We start from the raw sequence: 22638 nt of genomic DNA, 5'->3' as shown, positions 1-22638 counted from the left end.
ATCCGCGGCCACTCGTGCGCGATCCAACGGGCGATCTCTGACTCGTCTCTCTCGACCGCCCGCCGCTCGGGTCGCTGCAGACTCCATCCGAGCCGGCCGGTCAGCAACCGCCACACGGACGCCCTCGAAAGCACCACTCCCGTCACACGTTCCACGACGGTGCCGACTCGCTTCAGGGTCCACAGGTCGGCCTCGAAACCATGGGCTCGGGCTCCTCTCTCCAACGTGGCCCGGACGGTCTCGACCTGGGCGTCGTCCAGCTTCGGCGGACGACCGGTAGCCGCACGCCGTCGCAGGGCCGAAGCGCCACCTTCCTCCCACGCCCGCCGCCATCGCCGCACGCTCTCGGCACACACCCCCACCGCCCGCGCGATCTCCGCATTCGAGACACCGTCCTCGAACAACTCGACCGCCCGAACACGACGCGCCTCCGCCAACTGAGGCCGCGACAACGGAGGAAGAGAGGCGCCAGCCGCAGAGGGCGAAGGTCGATAAGCCACCCCGATAGCCTCCCACCCACACCGCCACCACGCCCACTGAACTTACGAAAAGATCAGTAGAAGGGTTCGCAGGCGGCCAACTCGTCGCCAGTCGGACCGAGCAGCTCCCGTAGCCAGGGCACGGTGCCGGCTCCAGCGGGTGCCGGCACCGTGCCTGACGTCGGGGCGAGTGCCGGAGGTCAGTCCGGTGTCGCCGCCGGAGGTGCCGTCCAGGGTGCGGAAGCAGGATGGGTGGCCGCGGGTGGAATGACTGCGGCGCTGCTCGGGGCCTTCATCGTCTTCGGTCCGGTGACAGCACGACCGAACCTCACACCTCGTGCGGGCGGCTCCCCGTACTCGCCGGGATGGAGGAAGAAGCCTCGTTCCGCAGACGGCTTCTCCTCCTCGGTGACCAGCGGGTGACCTCGCGCCCACGCATCCGCCCGGACACCGGTCACCTGCCAGCTCACCCGCTGCCCCGGGCGGCCGCCCGCCACAGCGAAGCTGTGGTCACCGACCTCCCGGCTGATGTGCAACTCCGGCGCCGGCGCACCCAGCGGGGTGAGCTGATAACGGAAGTCCTCGTTCAACGCCTCGAACCAGTCCGGCAGTCCGACCGTCGCCCGACCCTCCGCATCAAGCGTCACCGTGCCGTCGTAGACGTTCTTCCGCTCCGACGACTCGACGGAACAGTGCGAGAGAACGCGGTTCTCCGGGTCGAGGGGGTGGTCGATGCGGAAACTGCAGGCCGACTTGTTGATGGTGCCGGAGACGGCCACGTCGCCGGTGAACTCGGCCGCCCTGGAGACCCCGCTGGCAACCAGGCCAACGTCCCCCACCGCGACCACGCCGATGCTGTCAAAAGGAACCTGGAGGCCCAGCTCGGTTGCCTGATCTCCGCACTCGCCCCACACCCCGACGCGTGTGCCGCTGCGCCCGACGACCCCCACCCCCTCCTGGCAGTCGCCCGTCACCCCGTGGCCGTTGGTGGAGATCCCCACCACCCCGTCGCCCTCGATGACCTCTCCGAGGACGCCGATGCCGATGGAGACCGACCCCTCGGCATCGGGAGATTCATCGCTGTGCCCCACCACTCCGGCCGCGCCAGGGCCGCCGTTCCCCTGCACGCCGATGCCCTGCCTGCTCGTGCCCAGCAGCCCGGGGCCCATACTGCTCCGGCCGTCCACCCCGGGCCCGGCGAGGCCCGTGCCCGCCACGCCAGGCGACGACTCCCCACCCTGGCCCTGCATGCCGGGGGCCTCCGTGCTCGTGCCCGACACCCCCGGCCCCTGGGTACTCTGACCGGACACACCGGGACCGACCGTGCCCGTACCAGACACACCGGGACCAGCCGTGCCCGTACCGGACACCCCGGCAGACGACTCCCCGCCCTGCCCCTGGACACCGGGCCCCTGCACGCTCCTCCCGGACACACCCGGCCCCCTGTCGGCCCTACCCGACACGCCCGCGCCGTCGCCCCCGCACTGGCCGAAGACGCCGGTGCCCCGGCCGAGGCCTCGTACTCCGACACCGCCCTCCACACTGCTCAGGCCGAGTACGCCCGCCCCTCCCTCGGCCCGGCCCAGCGGGCCCGTCTCGACGGGCTGCGCGCTGCTGCCTACGACTCCCGGCCCGACGCCACTGTCACCCCACACCCCGAACTTGAGCGGCGGATCCTCCTGCCCCGGATCGAAACCACTGGGCACATCCTGCGATTCAGGCGGCTTGATCGGCATGTCAACTCTCCTCTCCACCCTCGGATTACTCCAACCGGCTGGACGTCGCCCCCGGCGCCGTCGCCGCCACTGATGGCAACTCCGGGCGGCGGAGGGCCATCAGCGCCCGTTCCGGCGGCGCGCCGTGCGCCTCCGGAGCGAGGAAGTAGCCGCACTCCTCGGGCACCTTGTCCTCCTCCTGGACGAGCGGATGGGCCCGCGCCCAGGCGTCCGTGCGGACACCGGTGACCTGCCAGCACACCTCCGCCTCCGGCACGCCGCCACGGATGGTGAAGCCATCGCCGCCGGGATCGCGCACGACGTGCAGGTCCGGGGCCGGGCCGTCCAGCGGCGTCAGCTGGTAGCAGAGCTTGTTGTTCAGCGCGGCGAACCAGTCCGGCAGGGTGACGGTCGCCTCCCCCCGGCCGTCCAGGGTCACCGTGCCGTCGTAGACGTTCTTGCGCTCGGGCGACTCCACGAAGGAGTGCGAGAGGAACCGGTTCTCCGGGTCCAGCGGGTGATCGATCCGGAATCCGCCGGCGATCTTGTGCAGGGTGCCGGTCACGTCGACATCGCCCTCGAAGATGGCGGCGTGGTCCGATCCGTTGGCGATCAAGCCGGTGGGGCCGGTGGCGAAGACGCCCACCCCAGTCGAACCGGATCCGAGTACCCCGGTGCCGGTGCCTGATCCGGAGACGCCGGTGCCCTGGGTAGCGGTCCCCTCCAGCCCGGTCCCGCTGGTCACAAAGCCCTGTACTCCGGTCCCGTTCTCCATCTCGCCCAGCACTCCAGTGCCGCGGCCGCCCTTTCCTGATACCCCGGGGCCTTCCCGGCTGACCCCCGACACACCCGGCCCGGTGTCCGACGATCCGGACACCCCGCTCCCGCCGGTCGAGGAGCCCACCACCCCGTCCCCGGCGTCCGCCGTGCCCTGCACGCCGGCGCTGCCGTCACTGCCCGTGCCGAGCACACCGGGGTTGCCCTCGCCGCCGGTGCCGGACACTCCGACGTTCTGGCTGCTCTGCCCCACCACCCCCGGCCCGCCGTCGGCGTTGCCGAGCACCGCCGGGCCGGCTCCGAGTCCCTGCCCCAGTACACCGGCGCCCGTCCGCAAGCCGGTACCGGCCACGCCCGCGCCCACTTGGCTCTGGCCGAACACCCCAGGTGCGTTGACTCCCGTCCCGGACACGCCCGCGCCGTTGGGGCCACCCGTCCCGGAGACACCGACGCCCTGGGCACTCGTACCGGAGACACCCGCATCCGATCCCCTGCTCACCCCCGTCACGCCGACGCCCTGGGCGCTGGTACCGGCGACGCCGTCGGCGCCACTGGCGCTCGTGCCCCTCACCCCTACGCTCTCGGAGCTCGCCCCCTCGACACCGGCGCCGCCGACGCTGGTGCCCGACACTCCGGCGCCCTCGGAGCTCCGGCCGGACACCCCTGGCCCCTTGCCCGCCTCCCCCGCGACACCCACGCCCTCGCCGCCACCCTTCCCGGAGACGCCGGTTCCCTGACGGCAGTGGCCGTGCACCCCGATGCCCTGCGCCGCGATGTTCACGCCCAGCACGCCCACCCCGCTCTGGATCTCACCGTCGCCGGCCGGCACGCCGCTGCATCCCACCACCCCTGGACCGACGTTGCTGTCCCCGAACACTCCGAACCTGATCGGCGGACTCTCCTGCCCAGGATCGAATCCGCTGGGCCCATCCTGCGACTCCGGTGGCTTGACCGGCACCGTCCTCACCTCCAACTCGTCATGCGGATAACTGCGTTCACGGCTCCTGGCTCGGGGCCGCGGCGATTCCTTGTTCGGGTGGCTTTCCGTGCTCCCCGGGGTGCAGGAAGTAGCCGCGCTCGGTGGGGACCTTCTCCTTCTCGGTGGCCAGCGGATGGCCCCGCGCCCAGACATCCGTCCGGACGCCGGTCACCTGCCAGCTGACCCGCTGCCCCGGGCCACCGCCCGCCACCGCGAAGGAGTGGTCAGTGGCCTCCCGGCTGATGTGCAGCTCCGGCGCCGGCGCACCCAGCGCGGTGAGTTGGTAACGGAAGTCCTCGTTCAACGCCTCGAACCAATCGCGCAGTTCGACCGTCGCCCGGCCCTCCGCGTCAAGCGTGACCGTGCCGTCGTAGACGTTCTTGCGCTCGGGCGACTCGACGAACGAATGGGCCAGGAAGCGGTTCTCCGGATCGAGCGGGTGGTCGATACGGAAGCCGCCGCCGCCCTTGGTCAGCGTGCCCGTCACCTGGACGTCGCCGTTGAACTGGCCTGCCACGGGGCGCACGCTGGCCACGATTCCCACGGTTCCGCTGGCGATGACCCCCTCCGCCCCAAGGCTCGAACCCACCACGCCGGCCCTGAATATGCCGAAATCGTCGACGGCCGGCGCCGGGGTGTTGTCCTCGGGGGCTTCGCCCGGCAGAGGGCCGCCTTGGATACCGTCGACACGCCACGGCGGCCGGACGGGCAGCCGCCCGCTGCGCGCGGTGACAGCGGACGGCGGCCGGACGGGCAGCCGCCCGCTGCGCGCGGTGACAGCGCTTCCGGTGGCGCTGAACGCCTGCACCGCGACTGTCCACGCTGCTGAGGCCGAGTACGCCCGCCCCTCCCTCGGCCGGGCCCAGCGGGCCCGTCTCGACGGGCTGCGCGCTGCTGCCGACGACTCCCGGCCCGACGCCGCTATCACCCCACACCCCGAACTTGAGCGGCGGATCCTCCTGCCCCGGATCGAAACCACTGGGCACATCCTGCGATTCAGGCGGCTTGATGGACATCGCTTCTTTCCCTTCTCGCTGATCCCGCACTCAGTACTCAGTCCTGTTGTTCGCCCTCCGTCCTCCGCACCGGCAGCTCCCGGGCACGAGCTACGGCGATTGCTCGCTCGGGTGGCTTCCCGTGGGCCTCCGGGCACAGATGAGTCTCCGGCTCACATGCAGTCCTGGCGCCGCCGCGCCCAGCGGTGTCAGCTGGTACCGGAAGGAATCGTGGTCAGTACAGAAGGCACTGACCGCCGCACTGGTGACGCTGCTCGCCCACACCGCGTTCCCCTGTTCACTGACAGCCAGCACATCCGGGGCGAAGGTGCTGGGGCTTCCTCCCTGTGTCTGCGGCGATCCGAGTGACATCTCGGTGCCCCTTCTCGGTGGTTGACGGGCGATCACTGGTAGGAGATCTGGAAACAGGACAGCTTGACCGAGTCCGCACCAGCCGTGGTCGGTGCCCCGCTGAGGTCCGCCGTGATGAAGTACCGGTGTGTCTTGTTGGTTACTTTCGCCGGAGTCAGCAGATCGGCCGACGTGTTCAGCACGGTGACCCTGCAGAGGTCCTCCGCCCCGGCGCCCGAGAAGTCCTTGCGGCGCAGGGTCACCGTGATGGTGCTCCCGTCGTTCGGTTTGGTGCCGAACACCTGGAACGACTTGAGGTCGACCCCCTCCGGCAGGACGACGTTCATGATGCCGTGGGCCTCCGCGGACCCCGGTGCCTTCTGCGCCACGTCGGTGGCCACCAACCAGGGCAGCGGGGGCTGCGTACCGGCATCGGGCATCCGGGTCGGGGTGAGGATCGGAACCACCGAGAGAAAGGAATCCGGCCGGGCCAGGGCCTCGATCAGCGGGTTGAGGTGCTCGTCGGCCAGGGTGGCGAACTCGGCCTCCAGCTTGTGGAAGCGGATATTGAATCCGTTCTCGCCGCCCGCCTGGACCCTGTCCTCGTTGTCGATCCAGTCGGTATGGGTAAACTTGGGTGAATAGGAATGGATCATGGTCATCGTCCTTGGTCGTGGCCGGCGGCGGCACCGCCGTCGGCGCCCGGGTCGTCATTCCGTCCAGGGCGGGTGAAACGGGCAGGCCGGCGCTGGTCTCCGGCCCGGTAGGCCGGGAAGGTGTACGCGGGCGGCAAGCCCGGCTCCACGTCGTCGAGTTCGCGCACATGACCGCGGAGTCGTCCGGTCCGGAACTCCACACCGATGGGCTGGAACCAGTTGAGGATGTTGAGCACCAGGTCGTACTGGTCCTTACTGACCACGACGTCGCGCCGGGTGTCGAGGTCGGCCCGCAGCCGCACCTCGCACTGATAGGGCAGTAGCGGGCTGCCCCGGAGGTAGTCAGCGCGCAGCCGGACCACGCCGGGGGCGAGGCCGGTGACCTGGGTGACCGGGCTGCCGGGCGAGCACGGTTCGGCCCGGCCGGGGCCCGCCGGGGCCGCGGACCAGGTGAGTTGCGCGTCGGGTTCCGAGGCCAGGATCTGACGGAACGCCAGCTGCGGTGGCCCTGGCGGAACCCCCGCGAGTGGGGTCTGATCGGCGAGCAGCAGCGTGCCGGCTGACTCCACTGCGGCCAGCAGACAGGGCCGGTACGCGGCGCCGGCCGGGGAGGCGGCCAGCACCCGGCAGTCGCCGCCCGGGCTGAAGGCGGTCGGCAGCAGCGCGCCGACGGCCGGTTCGCCGTCGTGGACGCGCCCGGCGGCCAGGTCGAGGACGTGGACGCGCCCGGCGGCCGTCTCCGATCCGGTGGTGGCGACGTACAGGTGCCGTTGGTCCGTGGCGGCGCACATCGTGACCGGAACTGTGCCGGACGGGAGGACGCCGACGGTGGCGACCGGTTTGGAAGCGCCGGTCGGGTAGACCTGGACGGTAGAGTTCCCGGCGCCGGGCGTGGTGGGGCCGGTGCCCACGTACAGCTTGGTGCCGTCCGGGGCGAAAGCCGCGCAGAGCGCCGGGGTGCCCGCGCCGACGACGCCGCCCTGGAGCTGGAAGGCGGCCCGGATCACCAGGCAGAACCCGCCGCCCTCGAGCAGGACGGCGAGCACCGGGCTGTTCGGAGCGGCGACGATCGCGGTGGGCGTGGCGGGCAGGTTGACCCTGCCGGTCTGCTGCACGGTCCGCGGGTCGAACGCGCGCAGGGTGCGGTCGCCGGCGCAGGCGACGAAGAGCCTGGTGTCGTCGGTGGCCAGGGCTGCCGGGCCCGGCAGCGTGACGGGCAGGACGGCGGGCCCCAGGGTGACGGGGTCGAGAACGGCCAGCATGCCGACGCCTCGGTGGGCTACGAACAGCCGGTCGGCCGCGAAGGCGAGCGCGCCGGGCAGCGGGTCCACCTGCCTGGCGGCGGTGAGGGCCGGGACGGGCAGGGAGGTGGCCGTAGGGGCCGCCAGCCGAAGGGCCAGCACCCGGTGCCGACCCGAGTCGGCCAGGAAGAGCCGGGCGCCATCGGAGGACAGGCAAGCGGCGACCGGCACAGTGCGCGGCATGATGGCGACGGTGACCGTCCCGTCCACCCGGACCTCGGCCGCGACGTTCCCGGCGGCCCCGGCGGCCCCGGCAGGGGCCACCCCGGCGCCCACGACTTCTGCCCGCAGGTGTTCGCCCGCCGCGACCGCGACCCGCACGGTGGCTGGGGCACCTGCTGCGGCCGGGGCCTGGAGCGCGATGTGATCGAGGCCGGCTGCGAAGGCGCGGGCGGCAAGAGCGGGTGCGGACAGGGTGTCGTGGGCGAGCACCAGCACCCGGCCCTGCCCTGCCAGGCCGTGGTCGGCCTGGTCGAAGGCGCTGAGCACGTGCAGTTTGCCGACGGCCGGGCCGAGCACGTCGAGCAGCCGCTCCAGCGCGGCGCCGGCGGCCGGCTGCATCCGGCGCGCGGCCAGGTCCGGTCCGAAGACCACCGCGCGGGGCTCGGTGCGCACGTCGTCCGTGCGCAGTTGGAGGTAGGCGGGGTCGAAGTCGTCGGCGGGCGGACCGGCCGCCTGAGCCTCGGTGGCCCCCAGCCGGCCGTCCCGGCCGACGGATCCAGCGGCGCCGAGTGCGGTGTCCGGCAGACCGATGCGGACCGTCCGGCGGCCGCTTCGGGTGTGTCCGGCGCGGCTGACCTCGACGGTGACGGTGACATCCCCGGCAGCGGAGGCGAGCAGGGCGGGGGCCTCGCCGGATCTGCCGGGCACCACCGTGGCGGAGCCCGGTCCGCCACGGGTCACGGACCAGCGGACCTCAACTTCGGTGAGCGTGCCCGGGTCGGGGTCGAGGGCGAGGGCGGCGGGCAGGCCGGCCGTGGTGTCGGTGCCGGGAACGGGCGGCACGTCGGGACGAAGGGTGATCGCGAACGTTTCGGTCGGCGGCTGGGCGACGCGGAGCAGGCCGTCGGCGGTGTGGCAGACCCAGCCGAAGCCGGCGGCGTGCGCCTGGACGCCGAGCTCCGCGGTCGGGCCGGGGCCGGCCGGGCCGCTCGGTTCGTCGAGGCGGAGCAGCAGGGCCCGGCCGACCGAGAACAGGTCGGTGGCGGTGGGGTCGTAGGCCCGCACGACGGTGAGGGTCCGGGACGGGAGGGGCTGCGCGCCGAGCCGGGTAAGGAAGGTGTCGAGCGCCCGGCGGACGCCGAGTTGCATCAGACGGCAGCGGTCGTCGGCGAAGGCGAGCCCGTCGGCACCCGGGTGGTGGCAGAGCCACCCGGGGTCGAAGTCGGGTTCGCCGGCCGCGGTGCCAACGGCCTGCGCCTCGGTGCGCAGCCGGTCACCGTCGGCGGCGATGCACTGGCCGGTGGTGAGCGGCGGCGGGAGGACCCTCAGGTCGAGCGAGCCGGTGGCGATCCGGCCGGTGGTCTCGTCGATCTCGAACGAGCCGGAGCCGGATTCGGGCGTGTTGTCGCCGCTGACGCGGCCGGCGGTGCGGTTGAGCACGTCCTGAAGTGCGTCGGGGGTGGGCACCAGCCAGCGCTGGAAGATGTGCAGTCGCCGCCGGTAGTGGTCGTCGCCCTCTCCGGTGACCGGGTCGAAGGTGGTGCGGGCGGTGCGGGAGATCCGTACCTCCTCGACCAGGCCGTGGTATTGGGCGGGCCCGTCGGGGCCGGTCTCAGGGCCGTGGCCGATCACCAAGGGCTCGGGGCTGGTGAGGGCGCCCAGCTCGGGCAGCACGGACCGGGCGACCTGGGTGCCGTCGAGGTGGAGGCCGACGGCGGTGCCGTCCGGGGTGCGGCGGACCACCGCGGCGACGTGGTGGAAGCGGCCGTCGCCGAGGTCCCGGTCCGCGAAGAGCCGGATGTGGGCGGTGCCGTCTCCGAGGGAGAGCCTCAGGTTGTGGTCGATGCCGCGGAAGGTGCCGATGGCCAGGGACCAACCAGGGGCGGTGTCGTCATCGAGCCCCGCCCGCTTGGTCAGGACGGCGCCGGTGTCGGTGGTGGTGGTGCGCTCGGGGCGGACGACGGCCTCGGCAGTGAGGTCGGCGTCGGGGGCGACCGCGAAGTCGGAGTGGTCGGAGACGGTGATGCTGCTGTGCGGCGCCGTGAAGCCGAATGCGAACGAGAACCGGCCGGTGCGGCCCGGTTCGGCGCCGTGGTTGACCCCGTGGTGGTCGGGGGCACCGAACCGGGCACCGATGTCGGCCACGTTCAGCACGGTGGTCGTCGTCCCGTCGGGCGGGGTCTCGTCGAGGTGGTAGAGGGCGATGGTGTCGGCGTCCCAGGAGTACGGCCGGGCCGGGAACCGCAGCGCACCGAGGTCCTGGCCGAGCAGGTCGAGGCCGGCGCCCCGGGCGGTGGTGGCGACGCGCTGGGCGGCGACGTCGGTGAGCTGCCGGGTGAAGTCCTGGTAGTCCCGGCCGATCACCCAGAGCAGTTTGGCGAGGTTGCCGAGCAGCACGGTGAGCTGCCAGTCGTCGGCCGCGCGGGGCGCGGGGGAAAGCGGACGCAGTGCGGTGATCCGCAGTTCGTCGGTGAACTCGTCCGCGCGGCCGGGCAGTTCGACGGCGAGGGTGTCGCCGCCGGGCCAGCCGGCCGGAAACCGGACCTCGGCCACCTCCTCGGGGCCCCCGGTCCTGCGACGGAACGCGACCTGGACAGTGAGCGGTTCGGCGGTGTCCCGGGTGGGAGCGAGCAGGTAGCGGGGGGCGTCGGGGGTGCGGCCCCAGCGGTCCTGATAGGCCCGGGTGCCGTCGTCGGCGGGCCGCAGTCCGCCGTTGTCGTCAGAACGCAACGGGAGGGTGACGCGCTCCATGCCCCTGTCGTAGACGGGGGTCAGGCCGCCGCGCAGCACGTCGAGGAAGTCGCCGCTCATGGCCCGGCCACCTGGAGGTCGATCAGTGGACTGTCGAGCGCGAAGAGGGCGATCTCCTCGGCGGCGAGGGTCAGGTTCTGGCCCACCGACAGCTCTGCCGCGCTGCCGAATACGGCGTTGCCGAGGCCGACATCGCCGAAGGCGGGTGCGCCGCGGCGCAGTCGGAGGTTCTGCACGTCGACCACGCCGGCGACGGACCGCGCGGTGAGCACGATGTCGGAGTGGAGCACGCCCCGCCCGAGGCGCAGCCGGTCCACCCCGGCCTGGACGGCGGTGAGGATCTCGCCGCGGATGGCCTCGGGGTCGTGGCCGGCCTGGACGACCAGGGTGCCGCGGACGCCGACGTCGACCTGGTCGGCGGGTTTGACATCGGGGAAGACGGACACGGGCCGCCACTGCCGGACGACGTCCAGCACGCCGTCGTACACGGGCGGGACGGAGCCCTCGCCCTGGCGCCAGGGCCAGCCGGGTTCGACGGCGACGACGATGTCGAAGAAGTAGGGGGAGCCGGTGCGGCGTCCGGCGGTGAAGGTGCGCTGGCCGAAGCGGTAGGTGTGGAAGTCGCCGTGGGAGGTGTCGACACCGCCGAGCGGGTCGAAGACAGCGGCGTCCCGTACGCCCGGCACGTCGAGGATCCGGGCAAGGAGCGCGTCCTTGGTCCACAGGGTGCGGGGGACTCCGAGCAGCCGGGCGCGGTAGGTGTCGTCGGGCTCCTGCAGCTCGCCTCCAGTGACGGGGACGGGGGTCGCGACGGTGACCGTGGCCGGTCCCAGATTGAGGTGGAGTCTGGCCCAGTTGGGCTCCAGCCGGAGCGCCTGGCCCGCCGGGAGGTTGCCGTCCGGGCCGCGCCGGACAGCCCGGACGCCGACGGACAGCGGCGGGGCGCCAGCCGTGAGCGTGGCACGGGCGGTGGTCCGCAGGCTGATGTGCGGCGGGTCGGGGGTCTCGAAGACGGTCCCTTGCGGCAGGGTGAAGCGGTGTTGCGCGTCGGCGCCGGTGAGGGTGAGGGTGACCTCTCCGGTGGCGGGCAGGAACTGACGATCCAGTCCGAGATCGGTGCCGAGCAGGTCGAGTCCCGCGCCCTGGGCGGTGGTGGCGAAGTTGGCGTAGTACTGGTTCTCCAGGGCACGCCACAGTTCGTGGACGTGCACGGCGGCGGCGTCGAGCACCTTGCGCAGGGCGCTGCCGGAGCCAAGGTCGACGTCACTGCCGAACATGGCGCGAGCGCGGGCCTGCTGGTCGGCGACGATCCGGTCGAGCCCCTTGAGTACGAAGCCGTCCGGGGTCACACCGTACTGGTCTTGGTCACTCAAGGCGTCCTCCCGTTTCGAGCGTCAGCGCCGAACCGGCGACGGTGTCCACCACGGCGTAGACGGTGTAGCCGCGGCCGGTGCGCACGGTGTCTCCTGTGCCGCCGGCCGCCACCCGGTCGGGGACGGGTTCGGCGAAGCGCGAGTCGTCCTCGAAGAAGACCTCCCGGACGCCGGTGACCCGGCGGTCGGTGTCGAGGCAACGGACCAGCTCCATCCGGATGTGCTCCTTGCGGGCAGCGACGCCTTCGGCGTAGCGGCCGATGGCGAGCCGGTCGAATCCGAAGCCGCTGTTGAGGAGGTCGCTGCCGAGCTGGGTCCGGACGGTCAGGACAAGTGCCTGGACGAGGGCCGGGAACCCCTCGACCAAGGCGGGCCCGTGGGTGACGCGGTCGATGACGAGGTCCCCGTCATCGACGGCGAGGCTGCGGCCCAGGGCAGGTGCCCCGGCAACCGGGCTGGCCGGCCCGGGGGCGGGCGTGCCGGAGACGAAAGTGTCGGTCATCAGGAGGCCTCCAGGATCGTCTGGCCCGGGTCAATGACCTGCCAGGTGCCCGGCCCGGCACCGCTCGCGGTGATGCCGCTCGCGGTCGCCAGCAGGACGGGCTGCCCGCCGACGGTCAGCCTGACGGCGAGGCCCGTCGGCAGGGTCGGTGTGGTGACGCACGGCTGGGGCGCACCGGCGGGGGTGACCGCCGTGCAGGGCGAGACCATGCCGGGCACCGGGGAGACGGCCGAGCCGAAGGTGACTCCGCCCTCCTTGCCCGACGTGAGCACCCCCAGGCCCTTGACGGTGACGCTCGTGCTGCCGCCCGTCAGCTTGCTCTGCCCGCCGTGCGGGCAGCCGATCACTGCGCCTTCGATCAGTACGAGTGGCATCAGCTGATCGCCACCTTTCCCTTTCCGACCGTCAGCGTCACGCCGCCGGCCGACACGGTCACGTTGTTGTCCCCGACGCTCACCTCGGCGCCGCCGGCCGAGACGGTGACCTGGCCGCCGTCGGCCGTCACCGTGACGTTGCCGTCCGCGTCGATCCGCACGCCGGTACCGGACTTGTGGGTCAGCAGGAACTCGTCGGCGGTGCCCTCGGCGGGGCGCTCTCCGACCGGGGAGCAGGCATCCTTGCCGACGGAGATCTTCAGCCCGACCTCCTCGACCACCCGGCGGCCGTCGGCGGCGGTGAGGTCGTTGACGCCTTTGCCGGTGGGGCGCGGGCTGTCTCCGGCGGAAAGTTCTGTGGGCAGGCAGAGCCACCAGTCGCCGTCCTCGGCCCGCGGCCGGTCCATCTGCCCCGCGCTGTCGTTCGCCCAGAGGAAACCCGTCACCACCGTGTCGTCGCGGTCCGCGCGGACGTCGTTGAGCAGTGCCCGCATGCCCGCGTAGACGGGGACGGACAGGCCGACCCGGTGCCAGGCGAACGGCGCCGCGAGCGGCTTGTCCGGCAGGAACCGGTCCACGTCGGGAACAGGCAGGTCGACACTGGGCGAGACCGTCCGGGCGCCGCAGTCCTGCCCGTAGTCGAGGCTCACCGTGCGGGCCGCCGGGTCGCCGGTACGTACCTGGCCGACATCGACGGAGGGCGCGAGCGCCAGCTCGTCCCTGATCCGGCCGGCGATCGCGTCGGCCACGGCCGCCGGGCTGCCCCTGCGCACCCGGCCGGTGGCCTGCCGGTTGCCGTCCTTGCTCAGGACCGCCGCCCGGCCGGTGCAGACGTAGCCGGTCCGCGGGGACATCCGGTGGGTGAGCTGCACGATGCGGAAGCCCTGCAGCGGGTTCTGGTAGCCCTGGACACTGGCCGTGACCAGCTGCCCGGCCCGCAGGTCGGGGACGCCGAGCACGGTGAAGTCGAAGGCGGAGACGTCGCCTTTCGGCAGGTCGCTGTCGACCCCGAGGGCGCTGACCGGGCCGAGGTGGGCCGGGCGGAACTCGGCCAGCCGGGCGCTACTCATCCCCTTGACCGTGATCAGGCTGTCCTCGGTGGTGAGCAGGGCCAGCACCGAGGCCGGGTCGGGCACCGCCGGCAGGCCGCTCTCCGGCGGGTAGCTGACGGCCTTGCCGAACTGCACCGCGCCCTCCTGGACCAGCAGTTCGGCGCCGTACTTGTCGGCGAGCCGCCGCAGCAGCCCAAAGGCGTGCCGGTCTTCCGCGTTGATGCTGTCGAGTTCGTCCTCCTCGTCGCGCCGACCGGTCAGTTCGACGCCGGCCGACGCCGCGACCCGCTCGGCCGCCCCGGTGGGTGTCAGGTGGCGCAGCATGATCCGGGCGGTCCGGGTGATGTCCTTCTCCCGGTTGACGGCGACGGTGGCCAGCAGCTTGAAGGCGGCCTCCTCGTAGCCCTTGAGGGTGATGCCCAACGGGGGGTACCGCGTCGAGGAGGTGAGCCCGACCACCCGGCCGGTCACCACCGTGCGACGGGCACCGGGGGCGTCCAGGTAGCCGAGCCGGACCGTCACCTTGACGCCGCCCTCGGTGCCGGTGCCGGCCGTGGCGAGCGCGGCGACGAGTTTCCGGTGCTCGGCCATCGGCAGGTCCGCCAGGTGGATCTCAAACTCGCCGGGCAACCCGATGCCGTAGCCGACGCTGATCTCCGCGTCCAGCAGCAGCCCGCCGGACAGGGCGTCGTTGGAGACCTTGAGGCCGAGCGTCGGGAACTCCACGAGGTAGGAGATGATCACGCCCATCGCTGCGCCACCCCGATCACGATGCTGCTGCCGTAGTGGCCGCGCCCGTTGAGGTTGCCGCGGGCCACCCGCGCCTCCAGCACACGGACGGCCAGCCGGTCGGCGAAGTGGACGAGGTCCGGCTCGGCGACGAGTTTGCGCAGCAGGACGGTCTGCGCCCCGCCGGGACCCTGGCGGACCACCCGGAGCACCAGATAGCCGGGAGGTGTGCGCGGGGGGCGGGCGCCGGGGCCCGGACCCAGGTCGTAGAGGGTGTCCAGCGGGTCGTCGGAGCCGGTGTCCATGGCGGCGTACAGGCCGAACTCGTAGGAGGTGCCGCCGATCCGGCAGCTGAACACTTGCGGCAGGCCCTCGTCGGGTTCCACGGGGAGCCGGTGGTAGTCGGGGGCGGCAGGGAGCTGAGGGGTGTTCACAGGGCGCCTCCGAGCTCGCGTTCGACCGAGATGTTCCCGCTGAGGCTCGGGGCGGCAGCCATCCCGGCGGCCAGCGCCATGTCCAATGCCTCGCCGGTGATCGCCGACACGCTGGAGCGGGGCACCTGTTCCAGGGAGATGGAGACGTCGATGGCGTCGCGCTTCTGGTTGGACTGGGTGAACCTCAGATTGGTGATCTGCATGTCGAGGCTGACGGTCATCCCGCAGACCACCGGGATCCCGGCCAGGCTCATCGCGGGCGCGGTGGCCGCGGCCAGCACCCGCGAGGTGAGGGCCAGCGCCTCCAGGCTCTTCTTGACGAGCAGCCGGGTGCGGCCGACCAGGACCGCCTCGACCGCGATCGTCCGGGTGGTCGGGGACACCAGCTGGGCGAGCCGGCTGCCCGCGATCCGGGCCACCTGGTAGCCCTCATCCAGACTCAGGCTGGTGACGGTGAACAGCGGCACCGCACCGATCAGTACGGGGACGTTCCGGCCCGCGACCATGGTGTGCGCCTACCTTTCGCTGTCGTCGCCGGGGCGCCGCAGACGTCGCCGGGCGGGGGCGGGGGGAGGCTCGGGCAGTTCCTCAGGCAACTCCTCGGGCAGCTGCTCGGGCGGTGGGCCGGCCGGCTCCTCGGGTGCCACGCGCGGACGGACCGGGGGCTCCTCGGGGGGCGGCTGCGGGCCGGGCGCGGGACCAGGGCCGGGCGCGGGACCAGGGCCGGGCGCGGGACCAGGGCCGGGCGCGGCCGGCGGTGCCGCGGGCGGGGCGGGCGGCGTGGCCTGCGGTGCCACGGGTGGGACGGGCGGCGGGTCGGGCGGGGCACGGCGGGTGGCCGCCACCACTTCGTCGAACTCCTCGTCGGTCAGCCACCCGGCCTCGCTCCGGATCGACTCCAGCCACTGTGCGTACGTCTCCCCGCGCCGGGCTCCGACAAGGTCCTCGACCGCTATGCCGTTCTTCAGCTCGAACTTGATCTGTGCGAGCACCTCGTGGACCCTGCCCTCGCGGCGGGCCTTCAGCAGCCGGAGGGTCAGCTCCCGGTAGTACGCGTTGGTGTGCACCAGCGGGTGGCGGGTCAGGGCCTCGAGGATGATCGACGGGTCCGCCGAAGTACGGGGCAGCCAGACGCCGTTGAGCGGCGAGTTGCGGGGGTCGATGCCAACCTCCCGCAGGATCTGCCGGGCAAGCTCGCCGCGCGGGTCCGCGTCCGGCGCTATGTGGTGCGGCTCGTGGCCCTCCAGCCTGGGCTCGCCCGCCGCCTCCAGCCGGTCGCCGAGGTCCGAGGAGGCCCGGTCCCGGCCCGCCTTGGCGTGCCTCTCGTCACGCGCGCCCGGCGCCTCCGGCGGCGCCTCCCCGGCCTCGTGGTGCAGCACCTTCTCGTCCTGCGTCGCCCGCTTCCCGGCCTCCTCGACGTCGGCGGCCACCTGCTCTTCGACGCTGGGCACGCCGGGCCGGTCGGGGCGGTGGGCCTCGAAATTCTGCAGCTCCGACAGCGCCTTCTCCGGGTCGTCGCTGGCGAGCTTGCGCAGCGCGCGGATCTGGTTCTCCACGGCACGCGGGTCCTTCGCCCGACGCAGGTAGCGCAGGCGCAGCCGGCTGATCCGCTGCAGAAGCGCACCGGTGTCCAGCTCCGCGGCCTCCACGCCGCGGTGAGTGAGGAGGGCCCAGGCTTCGGCGTCGCCCGCCGTCAGCCGGTCCAGGAGGCCCACGTAATCGGCGAGAGCGTGCTCCTGACGGGCCTTGAGCTTCAGCCGGGCCAATTCCACCAGCAGCGAGTCGAAGGTCTCCGCCTTGCCCGCGGCACGGTCGAACACCGCCAGCAGGACCGGGTGGCCGAACTCCCCAACCGCATTCATCCGACGGGGCTCGGCCGCCAGCAGCGTCAGGAAATCGGCGCCGACGGCCGAGTGCGGACCGACCCGCTCCAGTCCGATGTGCTCCAGTACGGCGATCAGCCGGGCCCCCTCATCGGGCGCCAACTCCTTGACCAGTGTGCGGACTTCATCGGTGGTGAAGCCCTCCGGTCCGGCCAGCCGCCGGAACACCTCGCCCAGTTCCTCGGTCAGGCCTCCCGACTTGCGGGCCAGGATCTGCAGCGCCTCAACCTTGGCGACCGCCTCGGTGACCGCTTCCCCGATCTCCCGGTCCGTCACCAGGACGGACAGGATGTGGCCCTCACGCACCTCAGCCCGCGCCAGCGCCTCGGTCAGCCGCAGTTCGTCCGCCACCGGCAGTTCGGAGATCAGCCGCAGCACCTCGGCGTCGCTGCGCAGCGAGCGCAGGACCGCGCTGCCCTGGCGCATGGCCCGGGCCACCCTGGTCAGCCGGACGGCGATCAGATCGGCCTCGAGCAGGTTCCTGAGCCTCCCGGTCACGCCCAGGATGCGCAGCATCGCCACCGTCTTCTCGGTCAGGCCGACGGCCCTGGCCGCCGCCTTCAGCTCCCCCGCGCCGACGAACCAGGAGGCGAGTTCGATCAGCACGGCCCACCTGAGCTTTCGCAGCACCTGCTCGCCGAGCGGGGGCACGGACGCGGACTGCTCGGCCTCCTGGAGTACGGCCACGCCCTTCAAAGCGTCGAGGATCGCATCCCCCACCTTCCCAAGCAGCGCCGCGCACTCGGCCTGCGCGGGCGGATAGCCGACGTACGCCAGCTGGAAGGAGACCACCAGCCGGACCAGTTGCCCCAGCCCGCTGACGACGTCCAGAGGTTTCGTCAGCATGAAGTGCAGTCCCTTGGCAAGCCCCACCACGAAGTCCCAGACCCCGACCAGGGCGGTCTGGATCTCGGCGAGCGCCGACCACGCCGCGTGCTCAGGTGCGCCCTGTGTTGCCTCCCAGAGCGACTCCCGCACGTTCGCGCCGATGCCGAGGGACCGCTCGATCAACTCGACGATGTCCCCAGCGGTCAGCTTCCCGGCCTTGCCGAATCGTTTGCCGACGCTGGTCAACAGCTCCCAGAGGTTCTCGTCGAGGTCGTGGTAAAGCCGCTCGACCAGGCCGTTCTCGGCGAGGAGGGTGTGCAGTTCGGTGATGCTCCGGAGCGAGCAGAGGAGCTCGACGATCGCCCGCTGGTACTTCTCGTCCGATCCGGCTTCGAGCAGGACCCGCAGGTAGCAACGCTTGGCGGCCCAGTCGGTCAGTCCGAAGGACACCCGGTCGAGCCGGGCCAAGCGGTCGGCGGCCTCCCCCAGGAGGTCCGACTGGCCGGCCAGGACCTGCTCGACCAGCCGGTCGATTCCCGCGAACACGAGCCGCCCGACCTCCTCCGGTTCGAGCGCGGGCGGGGCCGCCTCGATGAGTTCCTGAAGGTTCTGCGCGGCGATGCCCAGCTGGGTCAGGTACTCCCCCTCGGTGGAGGTGACCGCGAGCACCTGGTAGTCGTGACCGGCCGAGTCCGTCACGCCCCGGAGGACCTCGCCCTGGTAGGTGGCCACCGTCTGGCCGGTTTTGCCGACGGTCCAGCGCTGGGAGCCCTGCACCAGCTCCCGTACCGAGACCGAGCGGTCGGTGGCGACGGCCCACAGCCCGCTGTCCGCCTCGCCCAGTGGCCCGCGCAGGATGGCGAACGAGCCGCGGCCGAAGGCCGCCCGGCCCAGTTCGAGCACCCGCATGATGTTGGAGGCCCGGACGTAGCGCTCCGCGCCGAGGGTCACCGTGTGGGATCCGGCCAGGATCATGACCACCCGGCCGTCGATGGGGCTGGGGCCCTCGATAACACGGTCGGCGGGCTGCCCGGGTGGTCCGGCGGCCGGCTCAGGGGGTGGCGCGGGCTCAGAAGTAGCCGGTTCGGGCGGGCCCTCCACTAGGTCGGCGGGCAGCGACATCGCGAGCGTCAGCCGGGCCGCGCGAACCGGTTCTGACGGCGCGGATTCGAAAGCGGTGGACTCGGGAGCGGCTGGCTCGGGGACGGCTGGCTCGGGAGCGGCGGGTTCCTCGGCGGGTGGTACCGGGGCGGCCGATGTCGGGGAGGGCCACCGGAGGGCTGCCGGCGGGCCCGGCGAGCCGACGGCCGGCGGCGGCGCCGGTTCCTGACCCGCGACCGGCGGCAGGTCGATCCGTAGGTCCGCCGGCCGCAGCCGCCCCAACGCGGTGGCGACCGCCCGCAGCAGCACGTCCTCGATGGCCCGGCGCAGCTCTGGGCGCGGCCCGCCTCCGCTGCCGCCGTGGAAGGCCACCCGCTCCGGCGGGTGAGGCCGGATCCACACGGTGTCGCCGCCCGTGTTCACGGCGTCCCCGATTCGCCCAGCCGACGGAGCAGTTCGTCCCGCCGGTACTGTGAGGCCAGCTGCTCCTCGGGGGTGGCCGAGGAGGCGCCAGCCGCGGACTCCTCGGCGGCGATCCGGCCCAGCAGATAGTCACGCAGCTCGGCCCTGCTCAGCGGTTCCAGCGCGACCGAGAAGACCCACCGGGTGAGGTCGCGCGGTGCCCGTGCGGTCACCCAGCTGCCCACCCAGATCCGCGTGTGCTCGGTGCGTTCGACCCTCTCCGTGCCCACCGAGACCGCGGTGACCTCGATCGAGCAGCCCACCGCCTCCTCGCCTTCGCCAGACGCCCGGTACACCGTGGTGAGCAGGCTGATCACCCCGAACAGCGGTGCGCCGGGGTGGGCGAGCTGCACCTCGGCGAGGTCGTCGGCCAGGGCGTCGAGGCGGGCGGTGACGACCGGTTCGAGCTCCCGCATCCGGCGGTCGGTCTGTGCGCGGAGCCATGCGCTCTCGATGGCCTGTTCCAACTTGGAGACCAGCGTTTCCCAGACCGACAGGGCGGCCAGCACAAGCACTTCACCACCAATCGCCCGCAGGCGGTGGCCGAGCTGCGGGCGGGCGGACTTCGCCGGCGCGGGCGCCTCCGGTATGTGAGTCTCGGTTATGTGGGTCTGCGGTGCGGCTGGTGGGTGTGTCGGCTTCGGCCCGGGCTCCGGCGCCGGCTGCCCGCCCGGCACCGGCTTCCGCGAGCGGGTGCCGCCGACTCGTTCCCGCATGGCCGCGGTGTCCACGTGACCAACCGGCCGACCGGTCCGCACGTCCTCTTTCCTTGCCCGGGCCTCGTCCTTCCTGCGCTGAGCCCGGACCTCCGGTCCGACCACGTCCTCCGGCTCCACCTGAGGCGGCAGGTTGCGTGCGCCCTGGCCGTACCCGCCCGCGTTGGTGAGCTTCAGCCTGATCCCCAGCCCCTCGGGGATCAGCTTTCCGGTCCGGACGGCCTCCAGCGCGCTCTCCAGCCGCCGGACGATGCCGGCCTTCTCGGGGAAGTCCGGCATGCCCCGGACCTGCGTGACGGCCTCGTTCAGGCTGCTGCCAAGGCTCTCGCCGAGGGCCGTGGCGATCTTGCCCTCCAGCTTGCCTCGCCGCCCGGTGGCCTTGTTGTCGATCAGCCAGATCTCGCCGTTCGAGGGGTTGAAGGCCACGGCGTCGACACCGTGTCCGGTGAGCTGGTGGGCGCCCGGGCCGGACGACGTGACCAGCAGCCGCATCCCGCGCCGACCGAGCTCGAACGGCAGGTCGTGTTCGCCGTACGTGCCCCCGGCATGCGCGGCGGTGATGTCGAACGGCTGGTCCGCGGCCGGTTGGGCGCCGGCTTGGCCCGCGCCGGACGGGGGCGGTGGCGCGGCGGCGCGCAGCTCGACGGGCCGGAGCGCACCGCCGGCGTCGTACCAGGGCACTCGGTAGACCGTGCCGTCCTCGGTGATCCGGCCCGGGTCCGCGGGTTCCTCCGGACGACGGCCGAGCGGACCGACCGAGCTGACCGCCGGCTCCGACGCGGTGAGCAGCAGCCCGTCCAGTTGCTGCCGGGCCTCGCCCAGCCGCTCGGTGAGCCGCTCGGCGACGGCCTGCCCGAGTCGTTCCAGATCCGCCGACGACGTGTCCGGCCCCAGCGACACCGTGATCGGGAAGTGGCACGATATTCGTGGCATGCCCGCTCCTCAGGTCGGCCCGGCAGGTTCAGCTCAGCGCCCCGTAGAGCGCATCGCAGATGGCGTCCACCACGTCGTCGTCGGCCGGCGCGCCCCCGTCGGCGAGCACCACCTTGACGGGGAACCAGTAGTGGACCTCGCCGCCCGCGCGGGCGGCAGCGGCGGCCACCGCGGCCTCGGAGCCGGGCGCCACGACGATCTCCTCCCCCGCGCTCACCGCCACCAGCCCGTCGCGGGCCACAGGCAGCACGGTCTCTTCGGGGGCCAGGGGCTCCTCCCCCGATCCGGGTACCGGATCCGTCATCACAACCTCCTTGTGCGGCTCAGGTGTTGGGGCTGACCTGCAGGCAGATGCAGTTGAACGTGGTGGTGGGCACGCCGTCGATCACGATGGTGTTGGCGACGGACGTGATGTAGCAGTCGTGGAAGGTGATCTGCTGGAACGTCCAGTCGGTCCCCGTCAGCTCCTGAACGCCGATGCTGAATCCGGTGCGGCTCAGCGCGAGCCCGGTCAGCTTGGCTACGGCCGTGCCGATGGCCTTGATCGCCATGGTGAAGGTGAACGCCTTCGGCTGAACGACGTAGGCGACGTTGTCGGCCTCCAGCGAATGGACCGGCTGGACCGGAACGTTGAAGGTCGGATTGAACGAGTCGATGGGTGACACCGCAGCGCCGTCCAGCATCACCGCCAGCCGGGTGTCCCACTTGGTGGCGTCGGGCATGGTCTCTCACTTCCCTGGGTGATCCCTGCTCGGGTTCCGGTCGGGCTCCGGTCAGGTGAAGACCAGGTCGATCTTCAGCCGGTGGATGGCGCCGGCGTAGACGACCGCGACCATCATGGGGATCTCCCGCGCACTCCGGGCGTTCTTGATCTTCAGCTGCTCAGCCCCGGACAGCTGCGCCTGGTCCTTGTCGAGCAGGGCCAGCAGCGGGATCACGATGGCGAAGTCCTCGATCACCTCCTGCTGGACCAGCGGGGAGAGCACCGACTCGACCATCGTCAGTACGGCACGCAGGCCGATCCGGGAGATCCTCAGGCTGCCGATCGCCCTGATCAGCTGGGCCTTGATCCGGAAGTTGATGTCGTCGAGGGTACGAACGACGTCGATGTACTTCTTGCCGAGACTCTCGTCGGCGGTGTAGCCCTCGCCCAGGTAGAGCGCGTGCCCGGGGAGCAGCACCGGGCTGGTGATCCAGTTGATCCGGCCTTCGTCGAGCTTGGTGATGTCGGCCTCGGCGAACAGCTCGGTCATCGCGATGTCGATCGGTTTCAGCAGCAGCGAGACGTGCGGCCGGTACCCGGCGATCACTCCCGCTGCCGCGGCCGCCACATCGTCCGGGGAGTGGTGGGCGACCAGCACCATCCGTTCGTTCTTCACGGGCGCCGCGTTCTGTTTGACCATGTCCTCGGCGCTGAGAGTGCGGTCGATCATGGCGACGCCGATGCGTTCCTTGCCGTCTCCGTCGGCGTGCTTCACATGGTCCGCCAGCAGGCCGAGGGTGGCCCTGTTCGCATCGTTGAGCGGCATGTTGGCGAGCGCCACGATCTGCACGTCGAGCCTGCCCACATCGTCGAGCGCCTCGCCCCACAGGGGCGTGCCGAAGTCCACCTGGACGCCCCAGACCCTGGTGGGCGGAGGCGACTGCCGGAAGACTGTACGGACCGCCCGGAGGAGGTCGCTGTCCTGCTCCTCCTGGAGTTCGGTCCCGGCGGGGTGGGGCTGGTCGAGTGCTGTGTCCAGGGTGAGGGTGAAGTTCGTCCCGGCGACCGCCGAGTCCTTGACGGTGCGGACCTCCGAGGTCGCCTCCGCGCCGATCCGCACAAGGGTGCCGACCGGTATGTCCACCGGAACGTCGAGGGAGTCGGAGCCGCTCTCGACAGCGGCCACCAGCTCGGTCGCCCCGTGCGGGTACGCACCCGCTGCCTCCGCCGGCGAGGCGAGGTCCACGGGCCGCGACTTCTTCGTAGCGAAGCCGCCCCTGCCGATGATCGCAATGTCTCCGAACGCCCTGATGGCGGGCGCGAACAGGTCGCTGCCAGCGGTGACATCGATATACTTGACCGCCATCGACCGCTCCTTACGT

At 72.2% G+C, this 22638-nt stretch carries 17 protein-coding genes; all 17 read right to left on the bottom strand.

Translation table 11 applies throughout. The annotated features are described in order from the left end of the window. Window positions 1–500 (bottom strand): winged helix-turn-helix domain-containing protein (locus tag AC07C1_RS36955; protein WP_478946393.1); only part of this gene is annotated, 500 nt, incomplete at its 3' end. A gap of 179 nt (window positions 501–679) precedes the next feature. After that, window positions 680–1696, bottom strand: coding sequence for a hypothetical protein (locus AC07C1_RS36950; RefSeq protein WP_478946391.1), 1017 nt, complete (start codon window positions 1694–1696; stop codon window positions 680–682). Window positions 1697–2240: 544 nt separating this feature from the next. Next, window positions 2241–3800 (bottom strand): hypothetical protein, encoded by a 1560-nt coding sequence (locus AC07C1_RS36945; RefSeq protein WP_478946389.1) that lies wholly within the window; start codon window positions 3798–3800, stop codon window positions 2241–2243. 166 nt (window positions 3801–3966) lie between these two features. Beyond that, complete coding sequence (locus AC07C1_RS36940; RefSeq protein WP_478946387.1) at window positions 3967–4467, bottom strand: hypothetical protein; 501 nt, start codon at window positions 4465–4467, stop codon at window positions 3967–3969. Window positions 4468–5349: 882 nt separating this feature from the next. Further along, the gene (locus AC07C1_RS36935; protein ID WP_478946385.1) at window positions 5350–5952 is read right to left on the bottom strand and encodes a hypothetical protein; all 603 of its coding nucleotides are present in this window, start codon (window positions 5950–5952) and stop codon (window positions 5350–5352) included. A gap of 2 nt (window positions 5953–5954) precedes the next feature. Beyond that, window positions 5955–10226, bottom strand: a complete 4272-nt coding sequence (locus tag AC07C1_RS36930; RefSeq protein ID WP_478946383.1) for a LamG-like jellyroll fold domain-containing protein — start codon at window positions 10224–10226, stop codon at window positions 5955–5957. Continuing rightward, window positions 10223–11539 (bottom strand): baseplate J/gp47 family protein, encoded by a 1317-nt coding sequence (locus AC07C1_RS36925; protein ID WP_478946381.1) that lies wholly within the window; start codon window positions 11537–11539, stop codon window positions 10223–10225. Before AC07C1_RS36925 ends, AC07C1_RS36930 begins: the two co-directional genes overlap by 4 nt. Next, the gene (locus AC07C1_RS36920) at window positions 11532–12041 is read right to left on the bottom strand and encodes a hypothetical protein (RefSeq protein WP_478946379.1); all 510 of its coding nucleotides are present in this window, start codon (window positions 12039–12041) and stop codon (window positions 11532–11534) included. Before AC07C1_RS36920 ends, AC07C1_RS36925 begins: the two co-directional genes overlap by 8 nt. Continuing rightward, entirely contained in the window at window positions 12041–12415 is a 375-nt protein-coding gene (locus AC07C1_RS36915) for a hypothetical protein (RefSeq protein ID WP_478946377.1), read from the bottom strand. The genes AC07C1_RS36920 and AC07C1_RS36915 overlap by 1 nt, the downstream gene beginning before the upstream one ends. Further along, complete coding sequence (locus tag AC07C1_RS36910; RefSeq protein WP_478946375.1) at window positions 12415–14217, bottom strand: hypothetical protein; 1803 nt, start codon at window positions 14215–14217, stop codon at window positions 12415–12417. Before AC07C1_RS36910 ends, AC07C1_RS36915 begins: the two co-directional genes overlap by 1 nt. Continuing rightward, the gene (locus AC07C1_RS36905) at window positions 14208–14630 is read right to left on the bottom strand and encodes a hypothetical protein (RefSeq protein ID WP_478946373.1); all 423 of its coding nucleotides are present in this window, start codon (window positions 14628–14630) and stop codon (window positions 14208–14210) included. The genes AC07C1_RS36910 and AC07C1_RS36905 overlap by 10 nt, the downstream gene beginning before the upstream one ends. Beyond that, on the bottom strand, window positions 14627–15136 hold the full coding sequence (locus tag AC07C1_RS36900) for a hypothetical protein (protein WP_478946371.1): 510 nt from the start codon (window positions 15134–15136) through the stop codon (window positions 14627–14629). The genes AC07C1_RS36905 and AC07C1_RS36900 overlap by 4 nt, the downstream gene beginning before the upstream one ends. Window positions 15137–15145: 9 nt before the next feature. Then, a complete protein-coding gene (locus AC07C1_RS36895) occupies window positions 15146–18865 on the bottom strand; it encodes an AHH domain-containing protein (protein ID WP_478946369.1) in 3720 nt (1239 codons plus the stop codon). Beyond that, the gene (locus AC07C1_RS36890) at window positions 18862–20553 is read right to left on the bottom strand and encodes a hypothetical protein (RefSeq protein WP_478946367.1); all 1692 of its coding nucleotides are present in this window, start codon (window positions 20551–20553) and stop codon (window positions 18862–18864) included. The genes AC07C1_RS36895 and AC07C1_RS36890 overlap by 4 nt, the downstream gene beginning before the upstream one ends. Window positions 20554–20581: 28 nt before the next feature. Further along, window positions 20582–20857, bottom strand: coding sequence for a hypothetical protein (locus tag AC07C1_RS36885; RefSeq protein WP_478946365.1), 276 nt, complete (start codon window positions 20855–20857; stop codon window positions 20582–20584). A 19-nt stretch (window positions 20858–20876) separates the two neighbouring features. Then, window positions 20877–21275: a hypothetical protein gene (locus AC07C1_RS36880; protein WP_478946363.1), complete on the bottom strand. Its 399-nt coding sequence runs from the start codon at window positions 21273–21275 to the stop codon at window positions 20877–20879. A 51-nt stretch (window positions 21276–21326) separates the two neighbouring features. Continuing rightward, the gene (locus tag AC07C1_RS36875) at window positions 21327–22622 is read right to left on the bottom strand and encodes a hypothetical protein (RefSeq protein WP_478946361.1); all 1296 of its coding nucleotides are present in this window, start codon (window positions 22620–22622) and stop codon (window positions 21327–21329) included. Window positions 22623–22638 lie beyond the last annotated feature (16 nt).

The sequence above is a fragment of the Streptomyces sp. NPDC045022 genome, from assembly GCF_056432605.1.
Note: the sequence above shows the minus strand (reverse complement) of the source record. Positions and strands in the feature narration are given on the sequence as shown.

Excerpts from the sequence above, each read along its gene's own strand:
- AC07C1_RS36935 (WP_478946385.1), bottom strand. The coding sequence starts at position 5,952 with ATGATCCATTCCTATTCACCCAAGTTTACCCATACCGACTGGATCGAC.
- AC07C1_RS36930 (WP_478946383.1), bottom strand. The coding sequence starts at position 10,226 with ATGAGCGGCGACTTCCTCGACGTGCTGCGCGGCGGCCTGACCCCCGTC.
- AC07C1_RS36920 (WP_478946379.1), bottom strand. The coding sequence starts at position 12,041 with ATGACCGACACTTTCGTCTCCGGCACGCCCGCCCCCGGGCCGGCCAGC.
- AC07C1_RS36915 (WP_478946377.1), bottom strand. The coding sequence starts at position 12,415 with ATGCCACTCGTACTGATCGAAGGCGCAGTGATCGGCTGCCCGCACGGC.
- AC07C1_RS36910 (WP_478946375.1), bottom strand. The coding sequence starts at position 14,217 with ATGGGCGTGATCATCTCCTACCTCGTGGAGTTCCCGACGCTCGGCCTC.
- AC07C1_RS36900 (WP_478946371.1), bottom strand. The coding sequence starts at position 15,136 with ATGGTCGCGGGCCGGAACGTCCCCGTACTGATCGGTGCGGTGCCGCTG.
- AC07C1_RS36890 (WP_478946367.1), bottom strand. The coding sequence starts at position 20,553 with ATGCCACGAATATCGTGCCACTTCCCGATCACGGTGTCGCTGGGGCCG.
- AC07C1_RS36885 (WP_478946365.1), bottom strand. The coding sequence starts at position 20,857 with ATGACGGATCCGGTACCCGGATCGGGGGAGGAGCCCCTGGCCCCCGAA.
- AC07C1_RS36880 (WP_478946363.1), bottom strand. The coding sequence starts at position 21,275 with ATGCCCGACGCCACCAAGTGGGACACCCGGCTGGCGGTGATGCTGGAC.
- AC07C1_RS36875 (WP_478946361.1), bottom strand. The coding sequence starts at position 22,622 with ATGGCGGTCAAGTATATCGATGTCACCGCTGGCAGCGACCTGTTCGCG.